Source organism: Bacillus kalamii (assembly GCF_047238185.1).
Classification (GTDB): Bacteria; Bacillota; Bacilli; order Bacillales; family DSM-1321; genus Bacillus_AD.
Genome location: NZ_JBDFMI010000006.1, coordinates 86,702 through 105,184, shown reverse-complemented (window position 1 = coordinate 105,184; position 18,483 = coordinate 86,702). Strand labels below are relative to the sequence as shown.

The following is an 18,483-nucleotide window of genomic DNA, read 5'->3' as shown; positions in this document are numbered from 1 at the left end:
TAAAATTTCTTTTTGGATTTTCATTTTTACCTATTAAATCCTATTAATTTGAGTCGATATAACTAGTGTGAAAGAAAGGGTGTACGGCCGTCATCCTTTCGAAACTAATAGTGTTCACAAGGATGTGAACCTACTTATTCAAGGAGGAAATAAAATGATTATCAATCATAATATCGCAGCACTTAACACATACCGTCAAATGGGTAACGCACAAAACGCACAATCTAAAAACATGGAAAAACTATCATCTGGTATGAGAATTAACCGTGCAGGAGATGACGCAGCTGGTCTTGCTATTTCTGAAAAAATGCGCGGGCAAATCCGTGGATTAGATATGGCTTCTAAAAACTCTCAGGATGGTATCTCTTTGATTCAAACTGCTGAAGGCGCTTTGAACGAAACTCACAGCATTCTTCAACGTATGCGTGAGCTTGCTACTCAAGCAGCTAACGATACAAATACTGAATCAGATCGTGGCGAAATTCAAAAAGAAATTAACTCTTTAACATCTGAAATCAACCGTATCGGTAATACAACTGAATTTAATACTCAAAAATTATTGAATGGTAGTAAAGACACTAGAACAGCAGCTAAAGAAGCAGTAGAAGCAGTAGATGCTGTAAAAGGTGTTTATAAATTTGATGCCTCAACTCTTACTGGTGACGTTTCGATAGGTGGCGTTGATTTTACACATAGCGCTACTACGGCTGATGGGAAATTTAGTGATATTGACGAATTAATGGATTTGGCAAAAGCTTCAAGTCTAGGTCAAACATATGATATCACAAAAGATGGAACTGATCTTGTTTTAACTGAAAAAGTTGCTTCCGGTCAAACTGATGCTCCAACAAATACAACTGAAGATACTGCAAGTGTTAAAGCTGTAGCAGCTGAAGAAGCAGTAAAAGCTGGAGCGGAGCTTAAATTCCAAATTGGTGCCAACCAAAACCAAAGTATGTCTATTGAAATAGCAGACATGAGAGCATCTGCACTAGGTATTACAGGAAATGGTGCAAACTTTACTGGAACGGCAACTGTTAATAATGGTACAGATGCAACTAATAATGAAAATGCTTTAGATGTTTCTACACATGAAAAAGCAGCAAATGCAATTACAGTTATCCAATCTGCAATTGATGCTGTATCAGCTGAACGTTCTAAATTAGGTGCAAGCCAAAATCGTTTAGAACACACAATTAATAACTTGAGCACATCTTCTGAAAACTTGTCAGCTGCTGAATCTCGTATTCGTGACGTTGATATGGCTAAAGAAATGATGGAGCAAACAAAGAACAACATTCTTCAACAAGCTTCTCAAGCTATGTTGGCTCAAGCTAACCAACAACCACAAGGCGTTCTACAATTGTTGAAATAAGAATTATAATTTTAAAGCCTTATCAGAGGAAAGATTCCTTTGTAAGGCTTTTTTTGTTGTTTGTTACTTATTGTTTCTATCTATTAACTATGGAGGTTTATTACCGATATTAAAGATAAATAAAGAGGTGTTGAGAGGGGTTACTTTCATGATTCATAAAGTGTCTATTCCTGTTGATACAACGGTTTCTAATGGGAGAAATACGAATAGCTCACCTATTAATCAGAATGTGAATAAAGAGAACAACACAGAAGATGTATTACTAAGAAAAGAACATTTTGAAAAAATAGTGGATAGCATGAATTCATTTATTGATGCATCTACCACACATGTAAGATTTCAATTTCACGATAAGCTCCAAGAATATTATGTGTCCGTTGTAAATAATGATACCCAGGAAGTTGTCAGAGAAATACCTCCAAAGAAGTTCTTGGATATGTACGCCTCCATGATGGAGCAGATTGGCTGGCTGGTTGATAAAAAGATATAAAGAGGTGTGTAAAGCATGAGAATAACAGGTTTGGCGAGCGGAATGGATATAGATAGCATTGTTAAAGATATGATGAAGGCGCAAAGTGTGCCGTTGGATAAATTGAAACAAAAGAAACAAACGCTAGAATGGCAACGAGATGATTACCGTTCTATGAATACATTACTGTTGAATTTCAGAAATGGTTTGCTGGATATGAAGCTATCTTCTGCTTATCGAGTCAGAACAGTAAGTTCTTCTGATGAAAGCAAGGTTACAGCAACGGCAACCGGTGCAGCTGGTTTATCTTCATATTCCATTTCCAAAGTCGAACGGTTGGCAAAGGCAGAGGTGCGTATTAATACAGATAAGATTTATAACGGAAAACTTGATCAAACAAAATCTTTGTACGCTCAAAATAGTGAATTACCATCTAGTGTTCAACCTGTATGGAAGACAGGAGCGGTTGTATCGCAATCTTTAACAGGTGATGGAACTTCCGATTATAAGTTATTTGGGGAAGGGGAGACAAATAACATACTGGAGGATAAACAAAATTCATGGAGTGTCAAAGTTGATGGTAAATCTTATAAAGTTGTAACTGATCAAAGCAAACTATCCGATTCAACTGTATTTGTTGATAATGATGGTAATATCAAATTTAATAAATCAATCTCAAAAGACAGTACTATTAAAGTGGACTACATTGGTAAAGCCAAAACAGAATCACTTACATTAGGAAGTAGTACATCTTCATGGCAGTTGTCTCAAAATGGTATTAGTAATTTAAAAGAGATAAAAATTACAAAAATAGATGGCAATAGTAATGCTCAACCCTATAAAACATATACAGTAGATGACGATGGTATGATTTATGAAGGAAATACAAAAGTTGGTGAATTAGATAATGAAACAGGCTTAATTACATTCGAACCTGGAAAAATACCTTCCTCAACAAAGGATACAACATATAGGATGGAAGCGTCTTATCAACATAAATATGCATCGTTTTCATTAAATACCAGTACATCAAGTGGTGAACAGTATGAAAACTTTATTATCACTGGTAAAGAGTCACTTAATAATGTAATAAGTAAAGTAAATGGCAGTAAAGTTGGGGTTTCGATGTTTTATGATAAAAATACAGGTAAAATGACGATGACTCGTTCAGAAACTGGTACTTTTATTGAAGGAACGATGAATACTTCTGAAATCAGAGGTGAAGGAAGTTTCCTTACAAAAATTTTGAAATTTGATATGAATGAAACTCCGAAAGAAAAAGCAGTTAATGCAAAATTTGATATAAACGGTCTTTCCACTGAGCGCTCCTCTAATACATTTGAAATGAATGGAGTAACGTTCACCTTGAAGCAAACTTTCGACACTGGGTCAGCTCAGCCTGTGACAATCGGTATTTCTAATGATACAAACAAAGTCTATGAAAACATTTCAAATTTTGTTAAAAGCTATAATGAAATGATCGATAAAATCCAAGGGAAGCTGGATGAGAAAAAGTATAAAGATTATGCTCCATTAACGGATGACCAAAAAGAATCATTGAGCGATAAGCAACAAGAAAAATGGGAAGAATTAGCGAAATCAGGGTTGCTGCGTCATGATTCGACTTTAAGTGGCGTCTTATCCAATATGCGGATGGATTTCTACGGACAGGTTAAGAACAGCGAAATCTCGAAGGACTACGATCAATTATCGAAAATAGGCATTACAACTACTGCGGATTATCTTTCTGGAGGCAAGCTTGAAATAAATGAAGAAAAGCTTAAAAAAGCGATTGAGGAAGATCCGGATTCTATAGAACAGCTTTTCCGTGGAGAAAACGGAATTACCCAGAAACTGACTGATACTGTTACGAAAGCAATGGATACAGTCAAGTTGAAGGCAGGTAATAGTAATTCTACCAACCAAACCTTTACAATCGGCCGGGAGCTGGATACGATTGAGACTCGTCAAAAATCATTGGAAGACCGCCTGAAAGACCTAGAAGACCGATATTACCGCCAATTTACGGCAATGGAGCAGGCAATCCAGAAGGCAAACAGCCAATCAAATTATTTAACACAAATGTTTAGTAACGGAAACTAATAGCTTTATATAAAGGAGTGTCACAATCATGGCAGCAAATAATCCATATAAGACGTATGAACAGAATTCGGTCAACACCGCTTCACCAGCTGAGTTGACGCTAATGTTGTACAATGGTTGCCTGAAGTTCATCACGAAGGCAAAGATAGCTATAGCAAAAGGTCAATTTGAGGAAAAAAACATGAATATCCAAAAAGCGCAAAATATTATCCGTGAGCTGATGGTTACGTTGAATATGGATGTGGATGTGTCCAAGAATATGATGACGCTCTATGATTTTATGATGCAGCGCCTTTCCGATGCCAATATCCAGAATGACAGTGCACCTCTTGATGAAGTAGAGGGTCTTGTAGTTGAATTTCGCGATACATGGAAACAGGTTATTCAATCAAACCGCAAGCAGCAGTATCACGGTGGCAGCATCTGATGAGAGCAAGCATAAAGGAATGCTATCAACTAACAGACAGCCTGCTGAAGCTTTCTCGTCTCCCACAGAGCGATTTAACGGACGGACAATACGATGAAATAGGTCAGCTTCTGGACCGGCGTGAAAAGGTGCTGCAAGCGATCAAACCGCCATTCACCGCTGATGAAGAAAAGATTGGAAGAGTGATTGTTCTTTATAATAAGGAAATCGATCAGCAGCTTGCTTCCATTAAGAAGGAACTGGCAAAGAAAATCCGCGAAGTAAAAAAACAGGATAAATCAACAAAAAGCTATCTCGGCTACACAAACAACGACGTCGGCAGCTACTTTTTGGATAAACGTAACTAAACTAACCGAAACAGGTATTGGGAAAATCTTCTCGATACCTTTTATTTTGGAGTTTTTATATTGCATTTGTTGTTTTTTTCTCAGATTAACCGATTGAATAACCATAATAAGAGATTACTCTGAAGAATAAGGAATCAATTCTCCATCCCAAACAGATCCGCCTAACCAGTTGATTGAAGCGAAGAGTGGCGACTCCTGCGGGAAAAGCGGGACAGTCGAGACCCTGGACGCAGCGAAGTGAAGGAAGCGGCTCGGCCCCGCCCGCGGAAAGCGTCCACTCGCAGCGGAGATCAACGGTGTTTTGTCTCCATGCGTATAGAGTTGCTTATAAAGAAAATTATTAAAATCTGTATTAATTATACTTTCAATGAAAAACGGGTTTAATTTTCAAAACGATATACATTATAGAAGAGACTACTTTTAAAGAAAGTAGGAACCAATTCCCGCTCTATCCCGATCCGCCCAACCAGTTGATTGCAGTGAAGAGTGGCGACTCCTGCGGGAACAGCGGGACAGTCGAGACCCTGGACGCAGCGAAGCGAAGGAAGCGGCTCGGCCCCGCCCGCGGAAAGCGTCCACTCGCAGCGGAAATCAACGGTATACCACTACTTACTACGCCAACATCAGCAATTTCTCCCACAAGGCTTTCCTCTGTTAGCATCAATTCAATCCAACAAAGAAATTCACCAAAAATCATCCATTTAAACCTCTATTTTTCGCTATAACGTGAAGATTCTGTGAAAATTTTTGTTCGTAAATTCGACAAATAAAATTAATGTTTCATAGAGGGTTTGGAAGGGGTATCATAGAATCTATAGGTATAGTTTTATTTATTAAAGGAGGACTCACTTATGGATTATAACATTCGTGGTGAAAACATTGAGGTAACTCCAGCTCTGCGCGAATACGTGGAGAAGAAAATTGGAAAATTGGAAAGATATTTTAACAACACATCTAATGCTACCGTTCATGTAAACCTAAAGGTTTATAACGATAAGACGTCTAAGGTTGAAGTCACTGTTCCAATGTCTAATCTTGTTCTACGGGCAGAAGAAAGAAATGCAGATATGTATGCTGCGATTGATACAATCACTGATAAGCTTGAAAGACAAATCCGCAAGCATAAGACAAAAGTGAACCGTAAATTCCGCACAGCGGGAAGCACGGCTGATCTTTTCGATTTTGAACCGGAAGAAGGCACTCCGCAGGACGCTGTGGAAACAGAGGACAATGATTTGGAAGTTGTGCGTAACAAACGCTTCGACTTAAAACCAATGGACAGTGAGGAAGCGATTCTTCAAATGAACCTGTTGGGCCACAATTTCTTCGTTTACACAAATGCTGAAACGGAAATGACTAACGTTGTTTACAAGCGTAAGGACGGCCGTTACGGCTTAATTGAACCCAACTAAATAATAGATAAAACTAAACGAAAAATGCGGTGATGCCCCATTCCTAACAGAGTGGGACATCCCGCATTTTTTCATTGCCTGAATCCGGGCGCCCATGTCGAATGCTGTAAAATGATAGCGATGAAAGAAGGCGTTTCCCTATTAGCCCGCAGTTGTACCACGGTGATAGAAATGGTAATATTATAAAATGGATAAATTTTAATAATGAAAGAATAGGGTGCAAGATCGCTGTTCTTTCCTATATAGCCGCATTATTGCAAGTTTCACGTCATCACAAAACAGAGGAGCGTTTGTGACATGTTATCAATATTAAATAAAGTATTCGATTCAAATAAGAAAGAAGTAAAACGTCTGCAGAAGATGGCAGATCAAATAGATGCATTGGCTCCGCAAATGGAAGCTATGTCCGACGACGAACTGAAGGCAAAAACGGCGGAATTCCAGGAGCGCTACCAAAAAGGAGAGTCGCTCGACAGCATGCTGACAGAGGCTTTTGCGGTTGTCCGCGAAGCATCCAAGCGAGTGCTCGGCATGTATCCGTTCAAGGTGCAGCTGATGGGTGGTATTTCCCTTCACGACGGCAATATTTCCGAGATGAAAACCGGGGAAGGTAAAACATTGACCTCCACGATGCCGGTTTATTTAAACGCGCTTTCAGGAAAAGGCGTGCACGTCATTACGGTCAATGATTACCTGGCTTCACGTGACGCCACTGAAATGGGCCAGCTGTTCGAATTCCTTGGCTTGACAGTCGGCTTGAACACAAATGGTTTAAGCCGTGAAGAAAAGCAGGAAGCATACAATGCCGACATCACATACGGTACGAATAATGAGTTCGGTTTCGATTACCTTCGTGACAACATGGTGCTGTACAAAGAGCAAATGGTTCAGCGGCCATTGCATTATGCCGTAATCGATGAAGTCGACAGCATCCTGATCGATGAAGCGCGTACGCCTTTGATCATTTCAGGCAGCGCCCAAAAATCGACAGCCCTTTATATTCAGGCAAACGGTTTTGTCCGTACATTAACGAAAGATACGGACTACACATATGATGAAAAGACAAAGAGTGTCCAATTGACGGAGGAAGGGATCACGAAGGCTGAACGTGCTTTCCGCATCGACAACCTGTTCGACATATCCCATGTAGCCTTGAACCATCATATTAACCAGGCATTGAAGGCGCATGTCTCCATGCACAATGATGTTGATTACGTGGTGCAGGAAGGCGAGATCATCATCGTCGACCAATTCACTGGCCGCCTTATGAAAGGCCGCCGTTACAGTGATGGGCTACACCAGGCGATTGAAGCGAAGGAAGGATTGGAAATCCAGAATGAGAGCATGACGCTTGCGACCATCACCTTCCAGAACTACTTCCGTATGTATGAAAAGCTTGCCGGTATGACAGGTACCGCAAAGACAGAGGAAGAGGAATTCCGCAATATCTATAATATGTACGTTATCGTCATCCCGACGAACCGCGATATCGTCCGTGACGACCGCGCGGATCTGATCTATGCTAGCATGAGCGGCAAGTTCAATGCCGTTGTTGACGATATTCAGGAACGCCATGAAAATGGGCAGCCGGTCCTAGTCGGTACAGTTGCGATCGAGACATCCGAATTGATCTCACAATTGTTAGCGAAGCGTAAAATTCCGCACAATGTCCTGAATGCGAAGAACCATTTCCGTGAAGCGGAAATCATCGCCGATGCCGGTAAGCAGGGTTCTGTCACCATTGCGACCAACATGGCCGGACGTGGTACGGATATCAAGCTTGGCGAAGGCGTTAAAGAACTTGGCGGTTTAGCCGTAATCGGTACGGAGCGCCATGAATCAAGACGGATCGATAACCAGCTTCGTGGACGGTCAGGACGTCAGGGAGACCCTGGTGTCACTCAATTCTACCTATCGATGGAAGATGAATTGATGCGCCGTTTCGGAAGTGATAACATGAAGAATATGATGGCCCGCCTTGGTATGGACGATACACAGCCAATCCAAAGCAAGATGGTCACAAAAGCGGTTGAATCCGCGCAAAAACGGGTTGAAGGCAATAACTTCGATGCACGTAAGCAATTGCTTCAATATGATGATGTCCTTCGCCAGCAGCGTGAGATCATCTATAAACAGCGCTTTGAAGTGCTGGATAGCGATAACCTCCGTGAAATCATCGAAACAATGATCAATACATCAGTTGAACGCCAAATTGCCGCATTCACAAGCGGCGAGGAGGAAGAAGGCTACAACCTGGAAGGAATCATTGACTATGTCGAAGGAAACCTGCTTCCTGAAGGCATGATAACAGTCGATGACCTGAGAGGCAAAGAAAGCGATGAAATCAGCGAGTTCATTCTTGAAAAAGTGAAAGAGCATTATGATGAGAAGGAAGAACAGCTTTCCTCCGAGCAAATGCGCGAATTCGAAAAAGTCATCCTTCTTCGTGCGGTTGACAGCAAGTGGATGGACCATATCGATGCCATGGAACAATTGCGCCAAGGTATCCACCTTCGTGCATACGGCCAGATCGATCCGCTGAAGGAATACCAGCAGGAAGGCTTCGCGATGTTCAATGAAATGATTGCCGCGATCGAAGATGAAGTGGCTATGTACATCATGAAAGCTGAAATCCGCAATAACCTGGAACGCCAGGAAGTGGCACAAGGCCAAGCGGTGCATCCGAAGGAAGATGGAGAAGAAGTGAAGAAGAAACCGGTGCGCAAAAAGCAAGAAGTGGGACGCAATGATCCTTGTCCTTGCGGCAGCGGCAAAAAATATAAAAACTGTCATGGCCGTGTATAATTAGGCCTGATGATTGGTGAAAAGAGGAGTGGCTTCTGCCGCCTCTTTTCCTTTGTTACATTACTACTATTAGAGGTGAAGAGCATGGAATTAGCAGAAATCAGATCAGAGCTCGAAAAAACAGCTAAGAAATTAGCGGACTTTAGGGGGTCTCTTTGACTTAGAAGAGAAGGAAGCCCGAATTGCCGAATTGGACCACGAAATGACACATCCGGATTTTTGGAATGATCAACAAGCGGCCCAAGGCGTTATCAACGAAGCGAACGGATTGAAGGAATTGGTTGAGAAATTCTATTCAATGAGTGAAGCACATGAAAACTTGGAAGTGACCTATGAGCTTCTGAAAGAAGAATACGATGAAGACCTTCAGCAGGAAATGGAATCCGAAATCTCCAAGTTGACTGAAGAAATGAATGAATATGAGCTGCAGGCGCTATTAAGCGAGCCATATGATAAAAATAATGCCATTCTCGAATTGCACCCGGGAGCGGGCGGCACCGAGTCCCAGGACTGGGGATCCATGCTATTGCGTATGTATACACGCTGGGCTGAGAAGCAAGGTTTCAAGGTGGAAACGCTGGATTACCTTCCAGGCGACGAAGCAGGAATCAAGAGCGTAACGCTGTTGATCAAAGGCCATAACGCTTATGGTTACTTGAAAGCGGAAAAAGGGGTACACCGCCTTGTCCGTATTTCTCCGTTCGATGCATCCGGACGCCGCCATACGTCATTCGTATCATGTGATGTCATGCCTGAATTGGATGATGATATCGATATCGAAATCCGCAGTGAAGATTTGAAAATCGACACATACCGTGCGAGCGGCGCCGGCGGGCAGCATATCAATACGACCGATTCAGCGGTCCGTATCACGCATACTCCGACTGGCGTAGTCGTGACATGCCAAAACGAGCGTTCACAAATCAAAAACCGCGAGAAAGCGATGAACATGCTGAAAGCAAAGCTATATCAACGCCAAATCGAAGAGCAGCAAGCGCAGCTGGATGAAATCCGCGGAGAAAAGAGCGATATCAGCTGGGGAAGCCAAATTCGTTCGTATGTATTCCATCCGTACTCCATGGTCAAGGACCACCGTACAGGAGCGGAAACAGGGAACGTGCAGGCAGTCATGGACGGCGATTTAAATATGTTCATTGACGCATTCCTGCGTTCTAAATTAGCCGAATAAGTTCAAAAGCGGGAAGTTTGCTAGTCGCTGCTCCCTGTAGCTGGATGAGCACAAAAGCGGAAAGCGCCTGTTCATCCCCGACAAGCTTAAGAGGAGCTCTGCTTAAAGGCTGGTTTTGCCTTTAACAGAGATTGGCTTAAGACCTCGAGGGGATGGCGCTTGGAACTGGATGAAAATAAACAAAAGCCGTAAAGGATAAACCTTTGCGGCTTTTTTAGTTGTTTGTATGGTTCATAAAAGCGATGGCGACTGTTTAAACTATATTGGAAAGGTTTTGAAGCAACTGTTTTAATGCGTTACTACGTTATCTAGCTGTTATTTACACAGTCTTAAACAGGGTGCTATACTCTTTTTTGGAATCATTTTTCAAAACTGTAATGTAGTGTTGGACATCTGGAGGTTGCACTATGGTAGATAAGATGAAGGGATCCTTTAAGGATGCAACAAGCAATGCTTGGTTTGATTATGTATACGTAATGATAGGCGCTGCTGTAGTGGCTTTATCATTCAATGTTTTTTTATTGCCCAATAATATCGCTTCGGGTGGGACAAGTGGTATTTCGACGATTTTATATGCTAAGTTTGGCTGGGAGCCTGCTTACGTCCAATGGGCGCTTAATATACCTTTATTCATTGCCGGCGTTATTTTGCTCGGGAAGCAGTTCGGCATTAAAACATTTGTGGGAACTTGTTTCTTCCCGTTTGCCGTATTTTTGACGAAGGGCTTGGACCCGTGGACGACTGATCCATTGCTGGGCGCTTTAGTCGGGGGAATTGGAGTAGGCTTGGGCCTCGGTATTGTTTTTCTTGGAAAAGCATCTACAGGGGGCACCGATTTAGCCGCTCAGATTGTCCATAAATATACCCGCATTTCGCTAGGGAAATGTGTAGCATTCATTGATGGATTGATTGTTATTGCCGCCAGCTTTGTATTCGATATCGAACGCGGGCTTTATGCGCTGATCGGTTTATATGCGACAAGCAAGACGATTGATCTCGTGCAAATGGGAATGGACAATAGTAAGATGGCGTTGATTATTACGAATAAGGAAGAAGAAATGCGCAAGGCCATCTTTACCCACGTCAAGCGCGGTGTGACGGAGCTGCATGGCAAAGGCGGTTTTACGGAAAGTGATAAGCCGGTCCTTATGTGTGTTGTCGACCAATCGCAATTCACAAAATTGAAACAAGTGGCCCGGGAAGTGGATCCGCATGCGTTTGTTGTTGTTACAGATGCTCATGAAGTGCTTGGGGAAGGTTTCAGCAGGGCATAGAATGGTATAATATAGAAAAGAGTTATACTATTTACAAATGTGGGGGTATATGTATGAACAAAAAGCTACTTGCACTGTTCCTCGGGACATCATTGGCATTGGCGGCATGCGGCGGGGACAAGGCATCAGACGAAAAGCCGAAGGGAGACGGCAAAACGTATGTGGATGACAGTGAAGGCGGACAGCTGTACAGCAAAAATTGCTTTGCTTGCCACGGGGATAATCTCCAAGGCGTGAACGGCCCTAACCTTCAAACAATAGGGGCGGAAAAATCCGAGGCTGAAATCGAGAAGATTATAGTGGAGGGAACCGGAGGCGGAATGCCGAAAGGCCTGCTGAAGGGGAAGGACGCAGAAACAGTGGCGCAGTGGCTATCTGAAAAAAAATAACGTATTTCCAAGCTGGATTCCAATACGGATTCAGCTTTTTTGTTTGTAAATGAGACAAATAGCCTATATGATGGATATATTGTCTGAAAATTACTGATTCGAATGAAATATAAATGTAATATATTTTAAACAGTAATTGCCATGGGGGAATGTTATAATGGCTTTGGAGAAAACGAGGAAATTTGTTGGAAATTGCTGATATAAATATATGTTTGTCGAATATGCTAAACAAATCTAGAATAGAGCCTTCTGCTTGGAGGGCATCAATATAGGTGGTTTTTTTATGATTGAAATGGTTGATGTGAATAAAACCTACAGCAACGGCGTCAAAGCTGTCAGCGGTATTAACGTAAAAATTAAAAAAGGCGAGTTCGTTTACGTAGTAGGGCCTAGTGGTGCAGGTAAATCAACGTTTATTAAAATGATGTACCGCGAGGAAAAGCCTACGAGCGGAACGATTACGGTCAACGGGATTACATTGGGAAAAATCCGAAACAGCAAGGTGCCTGTATTCCGCCGCAATATCGGCGTTGTATTCCAGGATTTCAAATTACTGACGAAGCTTACGGTTTATGAAAATGTGGCCTTTGCTCTTGAGGTCATCGAGAAAAACCCTCAGGAAATTAAAAAACGTGTCATGGAAGTACTCGATTTGGTCGGGCTGAAGCACAAGGCGCGCATGTTCCCTTCTGAATTATCGGGTGGAGAGCAGCAGCGTGTATCGATTGCCCGTTCCATCGTCAATGAACCGAAAGTGGTCATCGCCGATGAGCCGACCGGCAACCTTGATCCCGAGACATCATGGGAAATCATGAATATTTTTGAGGAAATCAATAAGCGGGGGACGACCATTGTAATGGCGACCCATAATAAAGAAATTGTAGATAATCTTCGCCATCGCGTTATCGCGATCGAAAATGGCACGATTATGAGAGACGAACAACGAGGTGACTACGGATATGAATATTAATAGTCTGCTTCGTCATTTTAGAGAGAGCTTTAAGAGCCTTGGCCGTAACGCCTGGATGACATTCGCGTCCGTCAGTGCCGTTACGGTGACGCTTTTGCTTGTCGGTGTGTTTTTTGTCATTTTGATGAACCTGAATAATATTGCAACGAATGTAGAGAACGATGTCGAGATTCGCGTCCAGATAGATGCAGCAGCTTCCCAGGCCGATATGGATAAGCTCGGGAAAGAATTGAAGGATACCTCTCATGTCAAGACAGTAACCTTCTCCTCCAAGGAGCAGGAACTGGATTCAATCATCAAAAGCATGGGTAAAGCATTTGCCTTGTTTGAGCAAGACAACCCTTTACGGAATGTCTATGTAGTAAAAACAGAAAAACCGCAAGATGTTATTAAAGTGGCGAAAAAAATCGAAAAGTATAATTATGTAGAGAAAGTGAAGTATGGACAAGGAACGGTCGAAAACCTATTCAAGGTTGTAGACGTGTCGCGCAATATCGGCCTAGTATTGATTATCGGCCTGTTGTTCACAGCGATGTTCCTAATCTCCAATACGATTAAAATTACAATTGTCGCGAGAAGCCGTGAAATTGAGATTATGAGATTGGTAGGGGCATCCAATTCCTTCATCCGTTGGCCTTTCTTCCTGGAAGGCTTATGGCTGGGAGTGATGGGAGCCATTATCCCAATTATCTTGATAGCGACTACCTATTACAATGTCATTGATAAGGTCGGCGACCGTCCGGATATGCCGTTCCTGCAGCTCTTGCCATACAATCCATTTATATGGCAGGTGTCTGGGGTGCTTGTATTGATGGGAGCATTGATTGGTGTTTGGGGCAGTATGATGTCCGTACGCAAGTTCTTGAAAATTTAAGATCAGTGCCATACAAGAACAAGTTACTATAGTTTGGTTGGGTCGGCCAGCTCCATCGTCCGGCCCTTCTTTTTTTAAGGCAAAAATGTCAGCCATGCGAAAATAGAGTTGAAGAGAAAGGTGATCAAGGAATGCTAAAATCTAAATTGCTAGTCTTAAACACAACAGTTGTGTTGGGGCTATCGAGTGTGTTTGCAGCCAGCGGAGTCAGCGCTGAAACAATCAGCGATATGGAAAACAAGAAGAAGAAAATCCAAGATCAACGCTCTGGAGTTCAATCCAATATTCAAAGTGCAGACGCAAAAATTAAATCTTTGCAGGATCAACAAGCTAAAACGAAAGCAGAAATGAAGAAAATTGATGATTCCATTTCATCGACGAACGCAAAAATCAGGGAAAAAAATGAGCAGATCGTATCTACAAAAGAAGATATAGAAAAGCTTAAAAAAGAAATCGAAGTGCTAAAAGAGCGCATTGCCAAACGGACGGAAGTACTGAAGAACCGCGCATTGACGTTCCAGGAAAACGGCGGAAATTCAAGCTATTTGGAAGTTATCTTCGGCGCTTCAAGCTTCGGGGAATTCATCGAGCGTGTCGGCGCAGTCTCTACCATCATGGAAGCAGATTCCGAGCTGGTCAAGCAGCATGAAGAAGACAAAAAATCGCTTGAATCAAAACGTTCCAAAGTAGAAACAAAGCTTGCTTCCCTTGAAAAAATGAGAAGTGACCTTGAAACGATGAAAACGACTCTTTCCAAGCAAAAAGCCGCAAAAGACCAATTGATGGCCAAGCTTGAAAAAGAAGAAAATGAAACCCATACATATAAAATGGATTTAGAAGAAGAGAATGATTTGTTGTCATCTCAGCAGGATGCGATTTCAAAAGCAATCTCTAATGAACAATCACGCCAGGCTGAATTGGAAAAAGCCCGTAAAGCTGAAGAGCGTGCCCGTCAGGAAGCGGCTAAACAATCATCAACCAATAAAACTCCATCCAACCAATCAAATTCTGGTTCAAGCTCTAGCTCCGGCTCCTCCAATAGCGGCGGTTCAAGCTCCGGTTCAGCTCCGAGCATTTCAGCAGGCGCATTCACGAGACCTGCGGCAGGCGTTCTGTCATCAGGCTTCGGCGGCCGTTGGGGAGCTACACACTTTGGTGTCGACATCGCCAACTCTGCAAGTGTGCCGATTGTTTCAGCGGCAGACGGAGTAGTTGCTCGTTCCTACTATTCTTCCTCATATGGAAATGCGGTATTCATTTCGCATAGCATTAACGGCCAGTTATATACAACCGTTTATGCCCATATGGACAGCCGAATAGTAAGCACCGGCCAAACAGTGAAAAAAGGCCAACAGATCGGCATCATGGGCAATACAGGACAATCAACCGGCCAGCATTTGCACTTCGAATTGCACAAGGGGCCATGGACACCTTCTAAGAGCGGCGCCATCAACCCGATCGGCATTGTGCCTCTATAAAAAATACATGTGCGTTGGGAAGGCAGCTAGGTTAAACGTTAACTTAGCTGCTTTTTTTAAAGGGCGCATTGATTTAACCATGATCATACCCCATTAAAAGGAGTTGCTTCCATGATAAACATTCCCGTTAAAATGGTGAGGAAAAATTTATTGGATATTCCTGAATATTTTCTTCCGGCTGGATTTCGAATTAGATTATTTGAAAAAGGCGATGAACATAACTGGGCTAAGCTTGAAACAAGTGTAGCTGAATTTGCAAGCGAGAAGGATGCATTAGAACGTTTCAATAACGAATTTGCCCCATATCTGGATGAAATGTCCAAGCGTTGCCTATTCATCGAAAATAAAAACGGTGAAGTAATTGGAACGGCAACAGCATGGTTTGGGGACTTGAATGGCGATGGAGAACTATTCGGCAGAATACATTGGGTAGCTATCGCTCCTGAATATCAAGGGGCTAAGCTTTCTAAGCCATTACTGAGTGCTGCTATGAATATTTTGGCCCATCATCATACAAAAGCCTACCTTACATCTCAAACGACCAGTTACCAAGCAATCAATATGTATTTAAATTATGGATTTGAACCTTTCATCACAGGCCCAACCTGTTATGAAGCCTGGGCATTGTTAGAAAAAACATTAAATAGAAAAATAGTCAAATAGCTAGAGTGAATGGCTTAAAGGCTACTCCTTTTTTAGCTATATGAATAGTTTAACCGTAATAGCCTAGCCGTAAACGTAGAAAACAGCCATCTTTCCCAAAGGAGGGCTGTTTTTCTTTGGCTGCTTTTCATAAGGGTGCTATTTTGGTCATGGTGAATGGAAGCGAGCATCCTGTAGCGGCTGTTTGTTGCATGCAAAAGGAAAACGGTTGGAGGTTTGATTTATAGGCATCCTTTCATTCAGTGAAGGGGTTATTTTTTGGAGGAACGGCCGAGAACTGATATGATTAAAAGGGAGATAAGGTAACAGTCAAATACCGATCATAAGAAAACGGACAGCAAGTGAAGTAAGAAGGAGAGTGTGTAGGATGATTGTTTTAAAATCCAAAAATGAAATAGAAAATATGAAAAAAGCAGGCGATTTACTGGCGAGCGTGCACCGTGAATTGAAAACGATGATCAAGCCTGGCATGACAACGGAGTATATTGAGCATTTTGTAGAAAAATATTTAAAAGACCATGGAGCGACAGCGGAGCAAAAAGGGTATCAGAATTATCCTTATGCTACCTGTGCCTCTGTCAATGATGAAATCTGCCACGGTTTCCCTACTAAGAAGCCGTTGAAGGAAGGAGATATCGTAACCGTCGATATGGTAGTGAACCTGAACGGATTTCTGGCTGATTCAGCATGGACATATCCGGTAGGAAAAGTGCCAGACAACGTGCAGGACTTATTGGAGGTAACGGAAAAATCTCTATACCTTGGCATTGAGCAAGCTGTTGTCGGCAACCGTGTCGGCGATATCGGGCATGCCATTCAGCAATATGTGGAAAGCAAAGGCTATTCAGTGGTCCGCGATTTCACAGGGCACGGCATCGGCCGGACAATCCACGAAGATCCGTATATCCCGCACTATGGCTTGCCTGGCAAAGGCCCCCGTTTGAAAGCGGGCATGGTCATTACGATCGAGCCGATGGTCAATACCGGAGGCTGGCAGGCCAAAATGGATAGCAACGGCTGGACAGCACGTACGGTAGACGGCGGCCTTTCCGCCCAGTATGAGCATACTTTGGCGATTACAGAGGATGGTCCTGTCATTCTTACAAAGCAATAAACAGCCTGTAAAAATTACGGCATCAAATCATATTTGTCCACTTTTTTTCATACATCTATAATACGTACAAGGCATCCGCATATTATGTGCGATGCCTTTTTTGTATAAGCCATGTATGGAGAGGAGACAGTTATGAATAGAAAATGGGTCCTTCCTACGGCGATCACATTGTCGCTTGGCGCAGGAGCGGCAGGAGGAATGATGGTCGGTCCGGATATTTTTATGAAATGGGAAACACCGAAGAAGGACAATGAAAGACAGCCGTCTGCCACTTTGGAGGAAAAACAGACAAGCCCCGACCTGCAAAAGGTGGAGCAGGCGTATGACTTGATCAAAAAGCATTATATAGAACAGAAGAGCGATGATGAATTGGTCTCAGGAGCCATTCAGGGGATGCTGTCCTCCCTGAAGGATCCTTATTCGGTCTATATGGATAAGGTGACCGCCAAGCAATTCAATGACTCCCTTGATTCATCCTTTGAAGGGATCGGCACGGAAATCGGTGTGGAGAACGATAAGGTGTTGATAGTATCTCCCTATAAGGATTCACCGGCAGAAAAAGCCGGCCTGAAATCCAAGGATGAAATCATATCGGTGGATGGAGAGAGCATCAACGGGTTGAATGTACAGGAGGTATCCGGTAAAATCCGCGGAAAGAAGGGGACGAAGGTCCGGCTGGAAATTAAACGCCCGGGTGTCAGGGACACGATCATGTTTTCCATTAAACGCGATGAGATACCTGTAGAGACCGTTTTTTCAAAGCTGAAGACCGTCCAGGGCAAGAAGGTGGGCTATATTGAAATTACTTCTTTCAGCAAGGAGACGGATGAAGATTTCAAAAAACAGCTGGAAAAGCTGGAAGAAAAGAAGATAAAAGGGCTTGTGATCGATGTGCGCAAAAATCCAGGAGGTTTATTGGATTCCGTCCAAAATATCCTTAATGAATTCATACCGAATAATAAACCGCTATTTCGGATTGAGGAGCGCAGCGGCAACCAGGATAAATACTATAGCAAGCTGGGCAAGAAAAAGGATTACAACATCGCGGTTCTGATCGACAGCGGCAGCGCCTCCGCCTCGGAAATTATGGCGGCCTCCATGCATGAAGCGGGCGGCTATCCGCTCATCGGGGAGAAGACGTTCGGAAAAGGGACCGTACAGCAGGCAGTGGAACTGGATGATGGCAGCAATATTAAACTGACACTTTACAAATGGTTGACCCCGGATGGCAATTGGATCCATAAAAAGGGAATCCAGCCGACAATGGCCATCAAGCAGCCAAAAGTGTACCATACGCAGCCATTGACCATCGAAAAAGCGTTGAAGCTTGATATGAATAATGAACAGGTGCAGCACGCCCAGGTCATCCTGAAGAGTCTTGGTTACAATCCAGGGCGTACAGATGGCTATTACGACACAAAAACAGAAACAGCCGTCCGCGCCTTCCAAAACGGAGAAAAAATAAAGAATACAGGCACCATCAATGAAAAAACAGCAGCTGCTTTGGAGTCGAGCGTGAGTAAAGCGAAGAAGGAAGAAGACAATGATATGCAGCTGCAGGCAGCGCTTCTTTATTTGGTGAAAAAATAATGAA

The 18,483-nt window shown here is 42.8% G+C and carries 16 protein-coding genes; all 16 read left to right on the top strand.

All coding sequences use genetic code 11. The features are described from left to right. Positions 1–154: 154 nt before the first annotated feature. Entirely contained in the window at positions 155–1,375 is a 1,221-nt protein-coding gene (locus tag ABC357_RS18355; protein ID WP_412889050.1) for a flagellin N-terminal helical domain-containing protein, read from the top strand. 148 nt (positions 1,376–1,523) lie between these two features. Next, complete coding sequence (gene flaG, locus ABC357_RS18350) at positions 1,524–1,865, top strand: flagellar protein FlaG (RefSeq protein WP_412889049.1); 342 nt, start codon at positions 1,524–1,526, stop codon at positions 1,863–1,865. Positions 1,866–1,880: 15 nt separating this feature from the next. Then, positions 1,881–3,947, top strand: coding sequence for a flagellar filament capping protein FliD (gene fliD / locus ABC357_RS18345; RefSeq protein WP_412889048.1), 2,067 nt, complete (start codon positions 1,881–1,883; stop codon positions 3,945–3,947). A 28-nt stretch (positions 3,948–3,975) separates the two neighbouring features. Next, complete coding sequence (gene fliS, locus ABC357_RS18340) at positions 3,976–4,374, top strand: flagellar export chaperone FliS (RefSeq protein WP_412889047.1); 399 nt, start codon at positions 3,976–3,978, stop codon at positions 4,372–4,374. Beyond that, positions 4,374–4,721 carry a flagellar protein FliT gene (gene fliT / locus ABC357_RS18335; protein ID WP_412889046.1) on the top strand — a complete coding sequence of 116 codons (348 nt, stop codon included), beginning with the start codon at positions 4,374–4,376 and terminating at the stop codon, positions 4,719–4,721. The genes fliS and fliT overlap by 1 nt, the downstream gene beginning before the upstream one ends. A gap of 851 nt (positions 4,722–5,572) precedes the next feature. Continuing rightward, positions 5,573–6,133, top strand: a complete 561-nt coding sequence (hpf, locus tag ABC357_RS18330; protein ID WP_412889045.1) for a ribosome hibernation-promoting factor, HPF/YfiA family — start codon at positions 5,573–5,575, stop codon at positions 6,131–6,133. Positions 6,134–6,430: 297 nt separating this feature from the next. Beyond that, positions 6,431–8,938: a preprotein translocase subunit SecA gene (gene secA, locus ABC357_RS18325; protein WP_412889044.1), complete on the top strand. Its 2,508-nt coding sequence runs from the start codon at positions 6,431–6,433 to the stop codon at positions 8,936–8,938. Positions 8,939–9,022: 84 nt separating this feature from the next. Then, positions 9,023–10,127 (top strand): peptide chain release factor 2 gene (gene prfB / locus ABC357_RS18320; RefSeq protein ID WP_412889043.1). Its coding sequence is split into 2 segments (ribosomal slippage): positions 9,023–9,094 and positions 9,096–10,127, totalling 1,104 coding nucleotides; the frame shifts between segments, so codons are not numbered across the junction. A gap of 407 nt (positions 10,128–10,534) precedes the next feature. Next, positions 10,535–11,401, top strand: a complete 867-nt coding sequence (locus ABC357_RS18315; RefSeq protein ID WP_412889042.1) for a YitT family protein — start codon at positions 10,535–10,537, stop codon at positions 11,399–11,401. A gap of 53 nt (positions 11,402–11,454) precedes the next feature. After that, entirely contained in the window at positions 11,455–11,790 is a 336-nt protein-coding gene (gene cccB, locus ABC357_RS18310) for a cytochrome c551 (RefSeq protein ID WP_412889041.1), read from the top strand. Between the two features lie 283 nt (positions 11,791–12,073). Further along, complete coding sequence (gene ftsE / locus ABC357_RS18305; protein WP_412889040.1) at positions 12,074–12,760, top strand: cell division ATP-binding protein FtsE; 687 nt, start codon at positions 12,074–12,076, stop codon at positions 12,758–12,760. Further along, positions 12,750–13,634 (top strand): permease-like cell division protein FtsX, encoded by an 885-nt coding sequence (gene ftsX / locus ABC357_RS18300; RefSeq protein WP_412889039.1) that lies wholly within the window; start codon positions 12,750–12,752, stop codon positions 13,632–13,634. Before ftsE ends, ftsX begins: the two co-directional genes overlap by 11 nt. A gap of 131 nt (positions 13,635–13,765) precedes the next feature. Beyond that, positions 13,766–15,112, top strand: a complete 1,347-nt coding sequence (locus ABC357_RS18295) for a murein hydrolase activator EnvC family protein (protein WP_412889038.1) — start codon at positions 13,766–13,768, stop codon at positions 15,110–15,112. 111 nt (positions 15,113–15,223) lie between these two features. Next, positions 15,224–15,775, top strand: coding sequence for a GNAT family N-acetyltransferase (locus tag ABC357_RS18290; RefSeq protein ID WP_412889037.1), 552 nt, complete (start codon positions 15,224–15,226; stop codon positions 15,773–15,775). Positions 15,776–16,142: 367 nt separating this feature from the next. Beyond that, complete coding sequence (gene map / locus ABC357_RS18285) at positions 16,143–16,889, top strand: type I methionyl aminopeptidase (protein WP_412889036.1); 747 nt, start codon at positions 16,143–16,145, stop codon at positions 16,887–16,889. 132 nt (positions 16,890–17,021) lie between these two features. After that, positions 17,022–18,479 (top strand): S41 family peptidase, encoded by a 1,458-nt coding sequence (locus ABC357_RS18280; protein WP_412889035.1) that lies wholly within the window; start codon positions 17,022–17,024, stop codon positions 18,477–18,479. The last annotated feature ends 4 nt before the right edge of the window (positions 18,480–18,483 follow it).

What these genes read in the sequence shown, in the direction of transcription:
- ABC357_RS18355 (WP_412889050.1), top strand. Translation starts at nt 155, where the DNA reads ATGATTATCAATCATAATATCGCAGCACTTAACACATACCGTCAAATG.
- flaG (WP_412889049.1), top strand. Translation starts at nt 1,524, where the DNA reads ATGATTCATAAAGTGTCTATTCCTGTTGATACAACGGTTTCTAATGGG.
- fliD (WP_412889048.1), top strand. Translation starts at nt 1,881, where the DNA reads ATGAGAATAACAGGTTTGGCGAGCGGAATGGATATAGATAGCATTGTT.
- fliS (WP_412889047.1), top strand. Translation starts at nt 3,976, where the DNA reads ATGGCAGCAAATAATCCATATAAGACGTATGAACAGAATTCGGTCAAC.
- fliT (WP_412889046.1), top strand. Translation starts at nt 4,374, where the DNA reads ATGAGAGCAAGCATAAAGGAATGCTATCAACTAACAGACAGCCTGCTG.
- hpf (WP_412889045.1), top strand. Translation starts at nt 5,573, where the DNA reads ATGGATTATAACATTCGTGGTGAAAACATTGAGGTAACTCCAGCTCTG.
- secA (WP_412889044.1), top strand. Translation starts at nt 6,431, where the DNA reads ATGTTATCAATATTAAATAAAGTATTCGATTCAAATAAGAAAGAAGTA.
- ABC357_RS18315 (WP_412889042.1), top strand. Translation starts at nt 10,535, where the DNA reads ATGGTAGATAAGATGAAGGGATCCTTTAAGGATGCAACAAGCAATGCT.
- cccB (WP_412889041.1), top strand. Translation starts at nt 11,455, where the DNA reads ATGAACAAAAAGCTACTTGCACTGTTCCTCGGGACATCATTGGCATTG.
- ftsE (WP_412889040.1), top strand. Translation starts at nt 12,074, where the DNA reads ATGATTGAAATGGTTGATGTGAATAAAACCTACAGCAACGGCGTCAAA.
- ftsX (WP_412889039.1), top strand. Translation starts at nt 12,750, where the DNA reads ATGAATATTAATAGTCTGCTTCGTCATTTTAGAGAGAGCTTTAAGAGC.
- ABC357_RS18295 (WP_412889038.1), top strand. Translation starts at nt 13,766, where the DNA reads ATGCTAAAATCTAAATTGCTAGTCTTAAACACAACAGTTGTGTTGGGG.
- ABC357_RS18290 (WP_412889037.1), top strand. Translation starts at nt 15,224, where the DNA reads ATGATAAACATTCCCGTTAAAATGGTGAGGAAAAATTTATTGGATATT.
- map (WP_412889036.1), top strand. Translation starts at nt 16,143, where the DNA reads ATGATTGTTTTAAAATCCAAAAATGAAATAGAAAATATGAAAAAAGCA.
- ABC357_RS18280 (WP_412889035.1), top strand. Translation starts at nt 17,022, where the DNA reads ATGAATAGAAAATGGGTCCTTCCTACGGCGATCACATTGTCGCTTGGC.